This window comes from Embleya scabrispora (genome assembly GCF_002024165.1).
Taxonomy (GTDB): Bacteria; Actinomycetota; Actinomycetes; order Streptomycetales; family Streptomycetaceae; genus Embleya; species Embleya scabrispora_A.
Genome location: NZ_MWQN01000001.1, coordinates 1546216 through 1563489, shown reverse-complemented (window position 1 = coordinate 1563489; position 17274 = coordinate 1546216). Strand labels below are relative to the sequence as shown.

The 17274-nt window shown below is 72.8% G+C and carries 14 protein-coding genes; 7 read left to right on the top strand and 7 right to left on the bottom strand.

Going from position 1 to position 17274, the window contains the following annotated elements; translation table 11 throughout:
• Positions 1–23 precede the first annotated feature (23 nt).
• The 3 genes from B4N89_RS06845 to B4N89_RS06835 form a co-directional block, all read right to left on the bottom strand.
• Positions 24–1745: an AMP-binding protein gene (locus B4N89_RS06845; protein ID WP_078974964.1), complete on the bottom strand. Its 1722-nt coding sequence runs from the start codon at positions 1743–1745 to the stop codon at positions 24–26.
• A 245-nt stretch (positions 1746–1990) separates the two neighbouring features.
• The gene (locus B4N89_RS06840) at positions 1991–3001 is read right to left on the bottom strand and encodes a pseudouridine-5'-phosphate glycosidase (protein ID WP_078974963.1); all 1011 of its coding nucleotides are present in this window, start codon (positions 2999–3001) and stop codon (positions 1991–1993) included.
• 30 nt (positions 3002–3031) lie between these two features.
• A complete protein-coding gene (locus B4N89_RS06835; RefSeq protein WP_078974962.1) occupies positions 3032–3370 on the bottom strand; it encodes a VOC family protein in 339 nt (112 codons plus the stop codon).
• A 123-nt stretch (positions 3371–3493) separates the two neighbouring features.
• On the opposite strand from B4N89_RS06835, the gene B4N89_RS06830 reads away from it, so the two are divergent.
• The 3 genes from B4N89_RS06830 (at position 3494) to B4N89_RS06820 (ending at position 8536) form a co-directional block, all read left to right on the top strand.
• Entirely contained in the window at positions 3494–6226 is a 2733-nt protein-coding gene (locus B4N89_RS06830) for a bifunctional GNAT family N-acetyltransferase/acetate--CoA ligase family protein (protein ID WP_078974961.1), read from the top strand.
• 559 nt (positions 6227–6785) lie between these two features.
• The gene (locus tag B4N89_RS06825; protein WP_161365428.1) at positions 6786–7373 is read left to right on the top strand and encodes a DUF5998 family protein; all 588 of its coding nucleotides are present in this window, start codon (positions 6786–6788) and stop codon (positions 7371–7373) included.
• Positions 7370–8536: an alkaline phosphatase family protein gene (locus B4N89_RS06820; RefSeq protein ID WP_078974959.1), complete on the top strand. Its 1167-nt coding sequence runs from the start codon at positions 7370–7372 to the stop codon at positions 8534–8536. Before B4N89_RS06825 ends, B4N89_RS06820 begins: the two co-directional genes overlap by 4 nt.
• 493 nt (positions 8537–9029) lie before the next feature.
• Here B4N89_RS06820 and B4N89_RS06815 read toward each other — a convergent pair whose 3' ends face one another.
• Entirely contained in the window at positions 9030–9809 is a 780-nt protein-coding gene (locus B4N89_RS06815) for a VOC family protein (RefSeq protein WP_078974958.1), read from the bottom strand.
• Between the two features lie 110 nt (positions 9810–9919).
• Between B4N89_RS06815 and B4N89_RS06810 the strand changes: the two genes are divergently transcribed.
• Positions 9920–10762, top strand: a complete 843-nt coding sequence (locus B4N89_RS06810; protein WP_078979161.1) for a sulfurtransferase — start codon at positions 9920–9922, stop codon at positions 10760–10762.
• A 77-nt stretch (positions 10763–10839) separates the two neighbouring features.
• Here the strand turns inward: B4N89_RS06810 and sepH are convergent, their stop codons facing one another.
• A complete protein-coding gene (gene sepH / locus B4N89_RS06805; RefSeq protein WP_078974957.1) occupies positions 10840–11970 on the bottom strand; it encodes a septation protein SepH in 1131 nt (376 codons plus the stop codon).
• Positions 11971–12448: 478 nt separating this feature from the next.
• Here sepH and B4N89_RS06800 point away from each other — a divergent pair, with 478 nt between their 5' ends.
• The gene (locus B4N89_RS06800) at positions 12449–13321 is read left to right on the top strand and encodes a hypothetical protein (protein ID WP_143657878.1); all 873 of its coding nucleotides are present in this window, start codon (positions 12449–12451) and stop codon (positions 13319–13321) included.
• Positions 13322–13344: 23 nt separating this feature from the next.
• Here the strand turns inward: B4N89_RS06800 and B4N89_RS06795 are convergent, their stop codons facing one another.
• A complete protein-coding gene (locus B4N89_RS06795) occupies positions 13345–14673 on the bottom strand; it encodes a D-arabinono-1,4-lactone oxidase (RefSeq protein ID WP_078974955.1) in 1329 nt (442 codons plus the stop codon).
• Positions 14674–14849: 176 nt separating this feature from the next.
• On the opposite strand from B4N89_RS06795, the gene B4N89_RS06790 reads away from it, so the two are divergent.
• Positions 14850–16025 carry a ferrochelatase gene (locus tag B4N89_RS06790; RefSeq protein WP_078979160.1) on the top strand — a complete coding sequence of 392 codons (1176 nt, stop codon included), beginning with the start codon at positions 14850–14852 and terminating at the stop codon, positions 16023–16025.
• Positions 16022–16813: an inositol monophosphatase family protein gene (locus tag B4N89_RS06785; protein ID WP_078974954.1), complete on the top strand. Its 792-nt coding sequence runs from the start codon at positions 16022–16024 to the stop codon at positions 16811–16813. Before B4N89_RS06790 ends, B4N89_RS06785 begins: the two co-directional genes overlap by 4 nt.
• A gap of 162 nt (positions 16814–16975) precedes the next feature.
• Here B4N89_RS06785 and B4N89_RS50650 read toward each other — a convergent pair whose 3' ends face one another.
• The gene (locus B4N89_RS50650; protein ID WP_020555845.1) at positions 16976–17149 is read right to left on the bottom strand and encodes a hypothetical protein; all 174 of its coding nucleotides are present in this window, start codon (positions 17147–17149) and stop codon (positions 16976–16978) included.
• Between the last annotated feature and the right edge of the window lie 125 nt (positions 17150–17274).

Below are 17274 nucleotides of genomic sequence, written 5' to 3'. Positions count from 1 at the left end.
GTTCGTACGCCCCCCCGGGGGGTTCAGCTGCCCTTGAGCTCTGGGAAGTCCTCCTCGAACCATTCCGAGGTGCCGCGCGAGGCCAGATCCTCCTCGTGCAACTCGCGCTCGCGACCCCGCAGTTCGACCCGACGGATCTTGCCGGAGATGGTCTTGGGCAAGTCCGCGAACTCGATCCGACGCACCCGCTTGTACGGCGAGAGCACCGCGCGCGCGTGCCGCAGGATCGACAACGCCGTCTCCCGGGTGGGCTCGTGCCCCGGGGCGAGCACCACGTACGCCTTGGGCACCGCGAGCCGGACCGGATCGGGCGAGGGCACCACGGCGGCCTCGGCCACCGCGTCGTGCTCGATCAGCACACTCTCCAACTCGAACGGCGAGATCCGGTAGTCGGACGCCTTGAACACGTCGTCGGAGCGGCCCACGTAGGTGATGTAGCCGTCCGCGTCGCGGGTGCCGACGTCGCCCGTGTGGTAGTAACCGTCGCGCATCGACTCGGCGGTGCGCCGCGGGTCGTCGAGGTAGCCCGCCATCAGACCCAGCGGGCGCGCGGCCAGTTCGAGGCAGATCTCGCCCTCGGCGTCGGTGCCGGTGACCACCTCGCCGGAGATCGGGTCGACCAGCGCCACCGTGTATCCGGGCAGCGGACGGCCCATCGACCCCGGACGCACCTCCTGCCCGGGCGCGTTGCCGATCTGCGCGGTGGTCTCGGTCTGCCCGAAGCCGTCGCGGATGGTCAACCCCCAGGCAGCCCGCACCTGTTCGATCACCTCGGGGTTCAGCGGCTCGCCCGCGCCGATCACCTCGCGCAGCGAGGTGCGCCACGCGCCCAGGTCCTCCTGGACCAGCATGCGCCACACGGTCGGCGGCGCACAGAACGAGGTGGCCTCGCAGCGCACCATGGTGTCCAGCAACGGGCGGGCGGCGAACCGCTCCTGACGCACGATCAGGATCGTGGCACCGGCGTTCCAGGGGGCGAAGAAGTTGCTCCACGCGTGCTTGGCCCAGCCGGGCGAGGAGATGTTCAGGTGCACGTCGCCGGGCCGCAGGCCGATCCAGTACATGGTGGACAGGTGCCCGATCGGGTAGCTGGCCTGGGTGTGCCCGACCAGCTTGGGCTGCGCGGTGGTGCCGGAGGTGAAGTAGAGCAGCAGCGGATCGCTCGCGGCGGTCGGCCCGTCGGGCGCGAACGGGTCGTCGCACTCCCGCGCGTCGTCGAACGACAGCCAGCCCTCGGTCGGCTCGCCCACCACGATCCGGGTCCACTTGCCCGGCACCTCGGCGAAGCCCGCCGTCACCGCCGACTCGGCGATCACGTGCGCGACGCCGCCCCGGATGACCCGGTCGGTCAGGTCGGCCGGCGCCAGCATCGTGGTGGCCGGGATGATCACCGCGCCGAGCTTCATCGCGGCCAGCATCGCCTCCCACAACTCGACCCGGTTGCCGAGCACGAGCAGGATCCGGTCGCCGCGCCGCACCCCCCGCGCCCGCAACCAGCCGGCGACCCGGTCGGAACGCCGGGACAACTCGGCGAAGGAGACCTTGGTGTCGGTGCCGTCCTCGGCCACGATCCACAGCGCGGTGGCGTCGTTGTCGCGGGCGATCGCGTCGAACCAGTCGAGCGCCCAGTTGAATTCGGTGGGTTCGGGGCGCGGGAAGTCCCGGCACGCGGTGGGCTGGTCCTCGCGGTGTTCGAGCAGGAAGTCGCGCGCAGCGCGAAACGCCTCGGTCGCACCCGTCGTCATCGCCGAATTCCTCCGTCTGTCGTGTGGTCTCGCTGTACCGCAACACGGCGTCGCACGTGCAGAAACGCACCCTCGCATCACCCGTCCGAGCGGTCAACGACCGAGACCGGGCAAGACGGCGCCTAGAAGTCGACGGCCTCGGCCGCGATGCGGCCCCGGTTGTGGACGTGCGACAACACCCGCGCCCGGGCGCGACCCGGCCGTGACGACCAGGTCCGCTCGCACGCCGATCGGCCCGGGCCCGGTCAGGTGATGGTCAACGCCCTCGCGATCCGCGCGGCCAGGTCGGCGTTGCCCAGGATCAGCGCGATGTTGGCGGCCAGGCTCGCGCCGCGGGTCTCCCGGTGGAAGAACTCCAGCAGGAACGGGGTGACCGCCTTGCCGCGCACCCCGCTGTCCGCCAGCGCGGCCAGCGCCCGCTCCAGCACCCGATCGTGCAGACCCGGATCCATCTGATCGCCCCGAGGCACCGGATTGGCCACCACCACGGCGCTACGGCCCAACCCCAGCGCCTCGTGCGCGCGCACCACGTCGGCCACCTCGTCGGCGGTGTCCACCCGCCACTCCAGGCGATGGCCGGAGTCGGCCAGATAGAACCCGGGGAAGGCGTGCGTACCGAAGCCCAGGACGGTGACGTTGAGCGATTCCAACCGCTCCAGCGTCGCGCCCACGTCCAGGATCGACTTGACCCCCGAACACACCACGGTCAGCCCGCACCCGGTCAGCGCGACCAGGTCGGCCGACTCGTCCCAGCTGTCCCGGGCCTGGCGATGCACCCCGCCCAGGCCGCCGGTGGCGAAGACCCTGATCCCGGCCTGATACGCCAGATGCGCGGTCGCCCCCACGGTCGTCGCCGCGTGCCCGCCCCGCGCCGCGACCGGCGCCAGGTCCCGGATCCCGGCCTTGAGCACCTCCCGGGAGCCGGCCACGAATTCGAGCGTCTCGGCGTCCAGGCCGATCGACGGGCGCCCGTGCACGACCGCGATCGTCGCCGGCACCGCGCCCGCGGCCCGGACCCGCCCCTCGATCTCCCGCGCGATCCGCAGGTTGTCCGGCCGCGGCAGCCCGTGCGCGATGATCGTGCTCTCCAGCGCGACCACCGGCCGCCCCGCGGCCAGCGCGTCGGCGACCTCCGGCAGAATCCGCAAGCCGTTCACCGGAAGGACGCTACCGGGCGCGAGCGGCAGCGGGGTGGCATACGCGCCGGGACGTGCCGGCTCGGCCTCACCCCGACGCTCGGATACTCCGATGATCATGGCAATTCACCGTTCCACCCCGACGCGGGGTCAGCGCCGGGGCTGGTACAGCACGGCCGCCCAGCCGTCCGGCCCGCTCACCCGGACCCGCACCTCGTGCGGCCCCTCGACCGGCTCGCCCACCGTGAACCCGCCCTCGCGCAGCGGCGCGAGCGCCGCCTCCAGGTCGGCGACCTTGACCATCACCGACGCCGCGTCGCCCTCGCGGTCGGTACCCGCCAGCGCCAGCCGGCCGCCGGCCACGTCGAACTGCGCCCAGCGCTCCCCGTCGACGAAGGTCGGTTCGGCCCCGAGCACGGTGGTCATGAACCGCACCGCGGCGGCCATGTCGGCGACGGGGAAAGCGGCGGACAGGCCCTGAGCGGACATGGGTTGCCTCCTGGAGTGAGACCGGGAACGGTATCTGATGGTCTATCAGGCGTGCCGGACACCAACCGAGTCGGGGCGCCTCGAATCCGCCGGCGGCACGACACAGGGGTTAGCCTCGCAAACGTGGAGCCCACCGACACCGCAGGTCCCCCGCCGAAGCCCCCCGAGCACTGGGAGGCCGACGTCGTGCTGCGCGACGGCGCGACCGCCCACCTGCGCCCCGTCGGCCCGGACGACGCCGGTCGCCTCGTCGACTTCTACGCGCGCGTGTCCGCCGAGTCGAAATACCTGCGCTTCTTCACCCCCTACCCCCGCCTGTCCGACCGCGACGTGCGGCGCTTCACCACGCACGACTGGGTCGACCGGGTGGGCCTGGGACTGTTCGTCGGCGACGAGATGGTGGCGATCGTGCGCTACGACCGGATCGGCCCCGACGGCCGCTCCGTGCGCACCGGTCCCCAGGGCCGCTCCTCCACCGCCGAGGTCGCCTTCCTGGTCCAGGACGACCAGCAGGGCCGCGGCGTCGGATCGGTCCTGCTCGAACACATCGCCGCGGTCGCCCGCGAGCGCGGCATCCGCCGCTTCGTGGCCGACGTACTGCCCTCGAACCGGCGCATGGTCACCGTGTTCACCGAGGCCGGCTACACCCAGCAGTCCGCGTTCGAGGACGGCGTGGTCCGGCTGAACCTCGAACTCGCCCCCACCGAGACCTCGCTCGGCGTGATGCTCGGGCGCGAACACCGGGCCGAGGCACGCTCGATCGCCCGCCTGCTCACCCCCCGATCGGTCGCCGTGATCGGCGCCGGCCGGCACGAGGGCACGGTCGGCCACACGCTGTTGACCAACCTGCGCGCGGGCGAGTTCACCGGCGAGGTCTACGCGGTCAACCCGAAGGCGGCCGGCGAACCGATCGACGGCGTGCCGACCTACGCGTCGGTGTCCGACATCCCCGGCGAGGTGGACCTCGCGCTCGTCGCCGTCCCGGCCGACGCGGTACGCCGGGTGGTCGACGAATGCGGCCGCAAGGGCGTACACGGCCTGGTCGTGGTGTCCTCCGGCTTCGCCGAGACCGGACCCGAGGGGCGCGAGCGCCAGCGCCGCCTGGTCCGCGCCGCCCGCCGGCGCGGCATGCGGGTGATCGGCCCCAACTGCCTCGGGGTGCTGAACACCGACCCCGACCTGCGGGTCAACGCGAGCCTGTCGCCCCGGATGCCGCGCCGCGGCCGAGTGGGCATGTTCGCCCAGTCCGGCGCGCTCGGGATCGCCATCCTGGAATCCACCGTCGGCCGCGGGATCGGGCTCTCCACCTTCGTGTCCGCCGGCAACCGCGCCGACGTCTCCGGCAACGACCTGCTCCAGTACTGGGAGGACGACCCCGCCACCGACGTGGTGCTGCTGCACCTCGAATCGATCGGCAACCCGCGCAAGTTCACTCGCCTCGCCCGCCGGATCTCGCGCACCAAACCCGTGGTCGCGGTCAAGTCCGGACGGCACAGCCAGGGCGTCCCGCTCGGCCACGTCACCCGCGCGCTGACCCTGCCCGACTCGGCCGTCGACGCGCTCTTTCGCCAAGCCGGCGTGATCCGCGTACCCACCGTCGCCGAACTGTTCGACGTCGGCCAACTGCTCGCCTACCAACCCCTGCCCGCCGGCGACCGGATCGCGATCATCGGCAACTCCGACTCGCTCGGCCTGCTCAGCCAGGACGCCTGCGCGAGCGCGGGCCTGCGCCCGCTGCGCCCGGTCGACCTGACCACCGGCGCCACCGCCGACGACTTCCGCGCGGCGCTCGCCGACGCGCTGGCCGATGCCGAGACCGACGCGGTGATCACCGTGTTCATCCCGCCGCTGACCACCTCCGGCGACGAGGTCGCGAGCGCCATCGCGGAGATGGCCGGTCAGGCGGCAAAGATCGGCAAACCGCTGCTGACCACCTACCTCGCGCACGAGGGACTGCCCACGCAGCTGCGCCGGCTGGACGCCGACGGCGTGCCCGCGTTCGGCTCGGTGCCCTCCTACCCGGCCCCGGAGAACGCGGTGCGCGCGCTGGCCGAGGTGGTGCGCTACGCCGCCTGGCGCCGGCGGCCCACGGGCCGGGTGCCCGAACACCCCGAGGTACGCACCGACCAGGCCCGCGCGCTGGTGCGGGCCCGACTCGGCGGCGCGGACGCGGTCGGCCTGTCGCCGGCCGACGCCGCCGAACTCCTGGACTGCTACGGCATTCGGCTGCGCCCGGCGGTGCGGGTGGACAGCGAGGACGCGGCGGTGCGCGCGGCGGCCGAGCTGGGCTATCCGGTCGCGCTCAAGACCATCGCCGAACACCTGCGTCACCGCGTCGACGTGGACGGCGTGCGCCTGGACATCGGCGCCGAGGCCGGACTGCGCCGGGTCTTCCGCGAGTTGACCACCCGCCTCGGCGGCCCGGACCAGGCCCGGCTCGTGGTGCAGTCGATGGCGCCACACGGGATCGCGACGGTGCTCGGGCTCACCTACGACGAGTCGTTCGGCGCGGTGTTGTCCTTCGGCCTGGCCGGACCGGCGAGCGAACTTCTGGGCGACGTGGCCCACCGCCTGGTGCCCGCCACCGACCAGGACGTGGCGGATCTGGTCCGCGAGGTACGGGCGGCGCCGATGTTGTTCGGGTATCGCGGCGCCCGACCGGTGGACGTACCCGCGCTGGAGGACGTACTCCTGCGCCTGTCCCGGCTCGCCGACGACCTGCCGCAGGTGACGTCGGTCGAGTTGAACCCGGTGGTGGTGGCGGCCGAGGGCGCACATGTGCTGGGCGCGCGGATCCGGCTGTCCCGCCCACCGGCGCGCACCGACCTGGGCCCGAGGGCACTGTCGCGGCCGTAGTGAACGAGGTCGCCCGGATTCCTCGTGCCCGCCCGGACATGTGGAACCGCCGCCGTACTCACATGCCACCCCGAGCTGTGGCACCTACGTACGGCGACGGCTCCGGGCCGGATCCGCTCCGCGGCATGCCCCTCCGCGCCTACCCTCCACATGGCTGCGCATCTCATGCCGTTCACGCTGTCCGGACCGAGCCGCCCCGCGCCGGTCGTTTCCCCGAGTGTCCCCGGCGGTGAGGCGGTGTCACTCGTCCCCCGCCCGGGGGAAACGAGTGTCGCGAGAGATCCGCCGGTGCCACCGTCTGCACGGCGCGTCCCTGTTGCCCCGGCCGGGTCTCTCGAGAGATCAGTCAACCCCGCCGAGCCGTCGAACGGGAGGGCGCACGAAAGGCGCACGGTGGCGATCCGTAGAGGGCGCCCCAACAGTGCGCATCCAGCTCACCCGTTCGGTCCTGTCATTACGTCGACAAACCGTCACCATTCGGCAACGGCCGGTGTCCGACCCGATCTTCGGACGAGGTGGATGGCGCACGGGCGCCCTCGGAGGTGCCAGGATGGGGGGTATGGCTAAGACCACCACCTCGACCCAGGGGCTGCGCACGGCCATCGAGCGCAGCGGTTACTACCCGAGCCTCGTTGCCGACGCGGTCGAGTCCACGATCGGCACCGAGCCGGTCGACGCTTTCCTGGTGCACCAGGAGACCACGTTCGATTCCAATGAGGTCCGCCGCCACATCACCGTTCTGGTGCTCACGCCAGGCCGATTCCTGGTCAGCCACACCGACGAACACGCACCCGACGACACGTCGCCCACGCCCTACGCGACCACGTCCACCGAGACCGTGCGCATCGACCGACTCGAGTCGGTCGTGGTCAGTCGGGTCGTGGGCAACCCCGCCGAATACGTGCCGGGGGCCCCGCCGCGCGAGGCCGTGCTCACCATCGGCTGGGGCGCGGTCGGCCGCATCGACCTCGAACCGGCCGGGTGCGCCGACCCGAACTGTGAGGTCGACCACGGCTACACCGGCTCGTTGACCGCCGACGACCTGTCGCTGCGGGTGAGCGAGGCCGCCGACGGCCCCGAGGCGGTGGAGCGCACGCTCACCTTCGCCCGCGCGCTGTCCGAGGCCGTGGCCGGCATCAACCAGTGAGCACTTCCGTCTGGCTCGACGAACAACCCCCGGTCCCGTTGCCCCGCTACGGGGCCGGGGCGCTGTGCGACCTGCTGCCCTCCATAGCCGCCTCCCTCGGCATGGCGGGGGAGCGGAACATCCTCGGCCTCGCGCCCGCGCGCGCCGCGTGCGTGTTCCTGATCGACGGACTGGGGTGGGAGGTGCTGCGGGCGCATCCCGTCGAGGCGCCGTATCTGCACTCGCTCCTGGCCGGCTCGTTCGCCGGCACCGGCACACCGCTCACCGCGGGCTTCCCGGCGACCACCGCGACCAGTCTCGCGTCGTTCGGCACCGGGCTCACCCCCGGTGTGCACGGCCTGGTCGGCTACGCGGTGGCGATGCCCGGCCGGGACCGGCTGATGAACCAGCTGCGCTGGGCCGGCGACATCGAACCCCGGGCGTGGCAGCCGTATCCGAGCGTCCTCGAACGCGCCGCGGCGGCCGGGATCACCGTCGCGCAGGTCAACGACGCCATGTTCGAGCACACGCCGCTGACCAGGGCGGCGCTCGCCGGCGGTCGCTACTTCGGCGCCGAGTTCGGCGCCCCCAGGATCGAGGCCGTACACCGGCAGTTGGCGCAGCCGGGTCCGGTGCTGATCTACACGTACGCGAGTGAGCTCGACCGCGTCGGGCACGGCATGGGCGTCGATTCGCCCGAGTGGCGCGCCGAGTTGCGCCGGATCGACGGGGTGGTCCGGGCGATGGCCGAGGGGCTGCCCGCCGACTCGGTGTTGTACGTCACGGCCGACCACGGCATGGTCGACGTCGCCCCCGAGCAGCGGGTCGACGTGGACGCCGACCCCGGCCTGTCCGCCGGAGTGGCCCTGCTCGGCGGCGAGGCGCGTGCCCGGCACGTCTACACCCGGCCCGGCGCGGCCCGGGACGTGTACGCGATCTGGGACGACATGCTCGGCGATCGGATGTGGGTGGTCACCCGCGACGAGGCGATCGAGTCGGGGTGGTTCGGGCCCAAGGTCGAGGACCGGGTCCGCGAGCGCATCGGCGACATCGTCGCGGCCGCCTTCGGCGACGTCGCGGTGGTCGCCTCCCGGCGCGAGCCCGGCGAGTCGCGGCTCACCGGCGTGCACGGCTCGATGACCGCGGCCGAACAACTGATCCCGCTGCTCGAAGTGCGGAGTTAGCGCCTGCGCGCGCGCCGGACTCGGCCGGCGCGGCGCGTCTCGGTGGGTCCGGCATCTCGGTGGGCTCAGCTTTCTCGGCGAGGCGGCTTGTTTGCGAGCGCGGCTTTGCCACAAGCTAAAGGGGCGGCCCCCGATGGGGGTCGCCCCTTTGTGCCGAATCACCGCCGGTTCAGGCCTGGTTGCGCTTCTTCTGCACAGCGAGCGCGACACCCGCGGCGGCGGCGAGCAGCAGGACGATCTTGAACAGCTTGCCCATGGAAATGGACCCCCTCGATGGTCGAAACGATGGTGCGTCTCCCGGTCGGGGAAGGTCGCGGGTGGCGCGGCCCGTGTGTACGTAGGCGCACGGGTCCCGCTGATCCCGGACCCCGCTCCGGTCGGAAGCCCGTCAAGCTCGACTCTACGTCACCCGTTTGGTTCAAGGGGGGAGCGGTTTCCGGTCGGAGTGGCGGCCGGGTAGGGCCCGACCGGGCGGCGGATCGGAAGCAGTCGACTATTCCGGACCATTCGGATTCGAGGCCACCGCGATCACGTTGAACAGCGCGCCCTGCGGATCCCGTATGGCGGCCACCCGGCCGTAGGGGGACTCCTCCGGCCCGCGCAGCACGGTGCCGCCCAGGTCGTCGACCCGTGCGACGCTCTCGTCCGCGTCGCGCACCGCGAAGTAGACGGCCCAGCGCGGCGGCGGCCCGTTGCGCACCCCCGCGAGCCCGCCGCGCGGCACACCGTCGACATGGAAGGTGGCGTAGTCGAAGTCGGCGTCGGACATGTCCTGGAAGGTGATGCCGAACACATCCGTGTAGAACCGCTTCGCCCGACCGCTGTCCGGTGTGTACAGCTCGTTCCACACCACCGCGCCGGGCTCGTCCACCACCCCCGCGCCGATGTGTTCGCGCGCCTGCCAGACGGCGAACACCGCGCCCGTCGGGTCGGTGGCCACCGCCGTGCGGCCGAGTGTGCGCACGTCCGTCGGCGGCACCGACACCTCGCCGCCCGCGGCGACGATCCCTCGGGCCACCGCGTCGATGTCGTCCGCCGCGAGGTGGGTGGTCCAGGCGATCGGCCCCGACCGCTCGGGCAGCCGGTCGAGCAGACCGGCGACGGGCCGCCCGCCGAGGGTGCAGGTCGTGTAACCGCCGGGCGGGGCCGGCTCGATCTCGTCGTCCCAGCCGAACAGTCCGCGATAGAACGCCAGACCGGCCGCGACATCGGGCACGGCCAGGTCCACCCAACACGGCACGCCGGTGGGATATCGCGAGGTCCACACACTCATCGCTGCCTCCTCGGCAGAAGGTGACAATCGGGGACGATACGACATCGATGCTGCCGGCCGCGTGCCGCATGTGCTCGTCGCCGAGCCGTTCCACGGGGCAGGATGCCGTCATGAGTTCCCTGATCAGCGCGGCCGACCTGGCCGCCGCCCTGGACGGTTCGTCGCCCCCGATCGTGCTCGACGTCTCCTGGCAACTGGGCGGCCCGCCCGGCATCGACGCCTACCGGGTCGCACACGTGCCCGGCGCGCACTTCGTCGACCTCGCGAAGGAGTTGTCGGGACCGCACACCCCGACCGGCGCCGGCGGCCGGCATCCGGTGCCCGAACCGGCCGCGTTCGGCGCGGCCATGCGGCGGTACGGGATCGGCCCGGAGACCGACGTGGTCGTCTACGACGCGGGACAGAGCGTCGCCGCGGCGCGCGCGTGGTGGTTGTTGCGCCACTTCGGTCACGACCGGGTGCGCGTGCTCGACGGCGGCCTCGGTGCCTGGACGGCGGCGAACCTGCCGGTCACCGACGTGGTGCCGGAACCCGCCGAGCCGGGCACCTTCGTACCGCGCCCCGGCGGCACGACCCGGCTCGACGCGGACCAGACCGCGGCGTTCGTGGCGGGCGGCGGCGTGCTGCTCGACGCCCGCGCCGGGGAACGTTTCCGCGGCGAGAGCGAGCCGATCGACGCCAAGGCCGGCCACATCCCCGGCGCGATCAGCGCGCCCGCGACCGAGTACACCCACGCCGACGGCCGGTTCCGCGAACCCGCCGAGATGGCGGAGTACTTCGCGGCCAAGGGCGTGGTTCCCGGCGTGCGGGTGGCCGCCTACTGCGGCTCCGGCGCGACCGCCGCGCACGAGGTGCTGGCGCTGCACGTGATCGGCGTACCCGCCGCGCTGTACGCCGGTTCGTGGAGCGACTGGATCTCCGACCCGCAACGCCCGGTGGCCACGGGCGAGTAGCCGCGAGCGGTCGAGGTCGCCGGGGCACGAAAAAGGAGCCGAGGAAAACCTCGGCTCCTTTTCCCGCTGTCGTGTGGCTATTCGCGCCGCTTGCGCCTGCTGCCGAAGACGATCTCGTCCCAACTGGGCACGGTCGCCCGGCGCCCGGGGCGCACCCCGTCGGCCTCGGCCTGCCGGTCGGTGCTGCCGACCAGGCGCTCGCGGTGCGGGCCGACCACACCGCGCGGCACCAGCACGTTCTCGTAGGCGCTGCCCGCGCCCGCCGCCGCGGCGGGGGCCTGGGTCTCCTCCTCCTCGATCGGCTCGGCGCGCTCGGGGCGTTCCGCCCGCTCCACGCGCTCGATCCGCTCGGGCCGCTCGACACGTTCGATCCGCTCCGGGCGCTCGGGCCGCTCCGGACGCTCGATGCTGCCCACGCGCGGGCGTTCGGCCAGCGCGGTGACGTCGATCCGCATCGGCCCGGGGGAGGCCTGTCGCTCCTGAGCGGCCGGCTCGCCGCGCAGTCCGGGTACGGCGTCGAGCAGGCTGGTGATCGCGTCGTCGTCGCTCTCGCGCGGGATGGTGGCCAGGCGCGGGCGAAACGGGAACGGGGTCTCGGATGCCGCCGGGTGTTCGCCGATCAGCGAACGCGCCTCGTCGTCGTTGGTGGTGACCAGGCGCCGGGGCGGGTCGAAGCTCCAACTCGCCGAGCGCATCTCGCCGTCGGCGCGGTACAGCAGCAGGATCTCCCAGCTGCCGTCGTCGCGGCGCCACGAATCCCACTGCACCGACTCGGAGTCGGCGCCGCGCAGGTGCAGTCGCTCGGTGACGATCTCGCCGAGCAGCGGACCGGTGGTCTCGCCCTGCCGGCGGATCGGGGTCTTGCGGGCACGCTCGGCCATGAAGGCACGCTCCGCGAGCACCGGGCCCTCGAACCGCCGTACGCGGTCCACGGGGATGCCGGCGAGCTGTGCGACCTCCTCCGCGGTGGCACCGGCCCTTATCCGGGCCTGGATGTCACGCGGACGCAGCTGGCTCTCGACTTCGATCTCGATCTGACCGAGTCTGGCGCGGTCGCCCCGGACGGCGGCGCGGAGCCGCTCGTCGATGGGCAACATGTACTCAGTGCCGTCGGCAGCCTTCAGCACCAACCGTGTGCCGTCGTTGCTGACGGCCACGACACGCAGTTCGGGCATGGGGACCTCCCGGGTGGTGCCTGCCGACGTCACCTGCGTCGTTGCTCCCGCTACGAGTGTGACCTGCCCAGCCTCGGCATGACCACAACCTGACCGAGTTGTCCGGCGTGTCGGATTTATTACCTGACTGGCCGAATTGCCTTGGTTACACCATTTCGGGTAGATACCGGGGCGGTGCCCCACCCTGACCCCTGCGGTCGGTCGCCTCCCCCTTCGCGCACAGGCCTTTCCGGAACCTGGCGTGAACAGTACTCCATTCGGGGGCTCTACCGGGACACACCGCGCCGCATCGGCGCGTCCCGTTCGGACGAGTCGTTTTCGGCCGTCCGGGGTGATGTCGATCACAAGATTGGGCCGATTGGAACGATGTCGCTGGGCCGTTCAGTCGTAACCAGGGTGAAGTCGTGTTTTTCATGATTAGCCATCGGTTGTGAACGAACGTGCAAGGAAAGTGATGCCGGAAAGGACCGAGCGTGAACGTCGCCGGATCGATGTCAACGGAGTGCAGGTCGTGGGCAGTGCCCTGGCGGCCATCTCCTCGGCGTTCCTGCTCTCCACGCTCGGTGTCGCCGGGACGGTGATCGGCGCGGCGCTCGCGAGCGTGGTCGCCACCGTCGGAAGCGCGGTCTACGTCCACCTGTTCCGGCGCACCGGCGAACAACTGCGCGACGTGCGCGCGACGCTGACCCCGCCGCCCCGGGGCGGGCCGGCCACCGAGCCGACCGCGATTCCCGATCGGCCGACGGGCGTGGCCGATCCGGGGCGGGCGAGCGACGAGACGATGCTGTTGCCGGTCGGCGAGTACACCCGGCCCCCGGGCGACGCCGGGACCGAGTCCGGGGCGGCGCCGACCGGCGAGCGGCGGGTCTGGCTGGCGCGTTCGCTGGTCGGCGCGGTGGTGGTGTTCGTGGTGGCGATGGGTGTGGTCACCCTCGCCGAGACCGCGATCGGCCGTTCCTTCGCGAGCCTGTTCGGGCACGGCGACGACGGCTCGACCATCTCGCGCATCGTCGACGACAAGCGCACCCGCGACGACACCCCGAAGTCGCCCGGCGGGGCCACCCCCGGCCCGACCGGATCGACCGGATCGACGTCGAGCCACGCCCCGGACACCGGCGACAAGGGCACGTCGCCCCCGAACGGCGGCGGCGGGGGCGCGACCTCGGTGCCCTCGACCACACCGACCACCCGGCCGAGCGGCAGCCCCTCGTCGAACCCGACCGGCTCCACGCCGCCGACCACGCCCGTGTCCCCGACCAAACCCCCGGCGGGCGGCTCGGCCGGCGGCGACCCGGACGCCGGCGGCGGCGCGGCGGCCGGCAACGAGGCGGGCGGCCGGGGCGGTACGAACGCGAACGCGGGGTCGGGCGCCGGCACCCGCTGACCGACCGCCGCCGCCCCGGTGCCTCAGTCGCCCAGCACCCGACGCAGGTAGTCGTTGCCGAAGCGGCGCTCCGGATCCACCCGGTTCCGCAGCGCCGTGAAGTCGGCGAACCTCGGATACAGGTCGGCCAGGTGATGCGCGTCGCGGGTGTGCATCTTGCCCCAGTGCGGGCGCCCGCCGTGGGCGACCATGATCTTCTCCACCTCGGTGAAGTACCGCTCGTGCGGCGTCCCCTTGTACAGGTGCACCGCGATGTAGGCGGTCTCGCGCCCGTACGCGGTGGACATCCACAGGTCGTCCGCCGGGGCCACGCGCACCTCGACCGGGAAGCCGATCGGCAGATCGGCGGCGTCCACGAAGGCGCGCACCTCGGTCAGCGCCTCGGTCGCCGCCGCGCGTGGCAGCGCGTACTCCATCTCGATGAAGCGCACCCGGCGCGGACTGGTGAACACCTTGTGCGAGGTGTCCGAGTAGGTGCGCGCCGACAACGCGCGGCTGGAGAGTCGGGCGATGGCGGGCACCGTGCGCGGCGCGGCGCGGCCGACCCGACACGCGAGCGAGAACACCCCGTTGGACAACAACTCGTCGTCGAGCAGGAAACGCGCCCTCGACAGCGGCTTCGCCGGCCCCTCGATCCGGTTGTTGCGCTTGACGTTGCAGTTGTCGGTGTGCGGGAACCAGTAGAACTCGAAGTGCTCGTTGTCCGCGCACAGCGCGTCGAAGTCGGCGAGCACCGCGTCGAACCGCATCGGCTCCTCGCGCGCCTCCAACAGGAAGCTCGGCTCGACGCCGAAGGTCAGCGCGGTCACGATGCCCAGCGCGCCCAGGCCGACCCGGGCACCCGCGAACAACTCGGCGTTCTCGGTCGGCGAGCACGTGGTGATCTCGCCGTCGGCCAGCACGATCTCCATGCCGCGGATCTGCGCCGCCAGCGAGCCGGACGCCCGACCCGTGCCGTGGGTGCCGGTGGAGGTGGCGCCGGCCAGGCTCTGCACCGCGATGTCGCCCATGTTGGTCAGCGCGAGGCCGTATCCGGTGAGCAGCGTGTTGAAGTCGCTCAGCCGCATCCCGGAGCCGACCGTGATGGTGCCCGCCGCGCGGTCGAGCGCGTGCACCTCGGTCAGCCCCTCCGGGCGGATCTGTACGCCGTCGGTCACCGCGATCGAGGTGAACGAGTGGCCGGCGCCGACGGCCTTGACCGGGAGCCCCTGCCCGGCGGCGCGGCGGACCGCGGCCGAGATCTCCTCGGCCGATCGCGGGGTGAGCACCGAGTGCGGTCGCGCGGACTGGTTCCCGGTCCAGTTCCGCCAGGCGGGGGGCGTCTTGGAGACGGCGGGGCCGGCGCTGCTCAACGGGATTCCTCCTGGGGTCGGACGCGGGATCTGCCGGACATTACCCGCCGGTCAACGGACCGGGAAGGGGTCGCCGGGGGATGGGCGGCAACTTCCCCGCGGCTTCCCGCAACCGCGCCCGCGCGGCACGGGGTGTGATGTGGGCGAGCGCGGCGCACGATGCGAGGATCACAGGCATGCACGCGACACAGGCCCCCGATCCCGAGCCGTTCGACGCGCTCCTGGTGCTCTCCTTCGGCGGCCCGGACGCCCCCGACGAGGTGCTGCCGTTCCTGGAGAACGTGACCGCGGGACGCGGCGTCCCCCGCGAACGCCTCGAGGAGGCGGCCGGCCACTACGCGCACTTCGGCGGCGCCAGTCCGATCAACGCGCAAAACCGCGCGCTGATCGCGGCCGTCGAGGCCGACCTCGCCGCCCAGGGGGTGCGGCTGCCCGTCTACTGGGGCAACCGCAACTGGCGCCCCTACCTGGCGGACACCGTGCGCCGGATGGCCGACGACGGGATCGAACGCGCCGCGGTCCTGGTGACCAGCGCCTACGGTTCCTACTCGGGCTGCGCGCAGTACCACGAGAACCTGCTCGCGGCCCGCGCCGAAGCGGGGGAGCGGGCCCCGGTGTTCGACAAGCTGCGGCACTTCTTCAATCACCCGGGCTTCGTCGAGCCGCTGGTGGACCACACGGCGGACGCGTTGACGCGGCTGCCCGAGCAGGTCCGGGCCGGCGCCCGCCTGGTGATGGTCACCCACTCGATCCCCACCGTCACCGCGCGCACCGCGGGCCCGGCCGGCAACGCCTACGTCACCCAGCACCGGGAGACCGCGCGCCTGGTCGCCGAGGGCGTCGCGCGCGCGGTCGGCCGCGAACACGACTGGGACCTGGTGTACTCCAGCCGCAGCGGCCCCCCGCAGGTCCCGTGGCTGGAGCCGGACGTCAACGACCACCTCGTCGACCTGGGCGCGGCCGGGGTGCCCGCCGTCGTACTGGTGCCGATCGGATTCCTGTCCGACCACATGGAGGTGGTCTACGACCTCGACGTCGAGGCCGCCGCCACCGCCGAGCGGATCGGCCTGCCGCTGGCCCGGGCCGCGACCACCGGCGCCGACCCCAGGTTCGCCGCCGCGGTGCGCGAACTCGTGCTGGAGCGGGCCGCGACGGTGCGCGGCGAGGCGCCCGCGCGGTGCGCGCTCGGCGGGCTGGGCGCCGCGCACGACGTGTGCCCGGTCGGCTGCTGTCCCGACCCCCGGGCACTGCGGCCGCGCCCCGGGGCGTCGGCCGCCGACCCGGAGGCGGCCGCGCGGGCGCCGCGCGGGGCGGCGCTGCTCGGCGAGCGCTCCGGCAGGATGGACCCATGACGATCGACACCGCGGAACTCCTGGCCATCGCCCGCGACGCGGCGCGCCACACCGGGGGCTTCCTGTTGCACGAGCGCCCCGCCGACCTCGGCGTCGCGGCGACCAAGAGCAGCCCCACCGACGTGGTCACCGAGATGGACACGGCCGCGGAGAAGCTGATCATCGAACGCATCCGGGCGCATCGACCGCACGACGGCTTCCTCGGCGAGGAGGGCGACGCGAGCGAGGGCACCAGCGGCGTGCGGTGGGTGATCGACCCGATCGACGGCACCGTCAACTACCTGTACGACCTGCCCGGCTGGTGCGTGTCGATCGCCGCCGAGACCGCCGAGGGCACGCTCCTGGGCGTGGTCGAGGTCCCGGTGGTCGGCGAGACCTTCCACGCCGTGCGCGACGGCGGCGCCTTTCGCAACGGCAAGCCGATCCACTGCCGGCCCGCGGTCCCCTCGGCCCGGGCGCTGGTGGCGACCGGATTCGGCTACACCGTCGAGCGGCGCACCCGACAGGCCGAGGCGATCGCCGCGCTGCTGCCGCGGGTGCGCGACCTGCGCCGGGCGGGCTCGGCCGCGATCGACCTGTGCTCGGTGGCGGCCGGCCGGGTCGACGCCTACTACGAACGCGGCCTGAACCCGTGGGACGTCGCGGCCGGCGCGCTGATCGCCCGCGAGGCCGGCGCCGACGTGGTCGTCGACCTGTGGCCCGAGGCGGACGGTTCGACGATGTGCGTGGCCGCCCCCGCCGCGCTGCGCGCGGAGCTGCAGACCGCCCTGGCCGCTCTGCACGCGTAGACCCGCGCACGCGTGAGGCCCGGATCGGGGTGATCCGGGCCTCACGCGTCTCGGCCGGACAGCCGAACCCCCGGCGTCCGCTGGGGACCTCGCCGGGGGAAACAAGAACGGGGTGTGTCTGCTGCTGTATCGCGGTGATGCGTGGCGGTGCGGCGGAGTGGCTCAGGCGCTCTCGGGCAGCACCCGCACGCCGTGCTCCGACGCCATCCGCAGAAGATCGTCCAACTCGGACTGCTCGACCTCGACGAGGAAATCGTCACCGGTGTCGCAGGCCTGCTTCAACGCCTGTTCGGTCTCACGTATGCGCCGCAGTACGCCGGCCGTGAATTCGTCCATAAGGCCGCCCCAATGTCACTCGTCGTCGCCGGTTTCGGTTGTCCTACCCCCTCTGCAACGCCGGGGAAACCACCGAAGCGGGCCTTTGCGGCCCCACGATGGAGGGGTCTGACCAGCGGACTTGT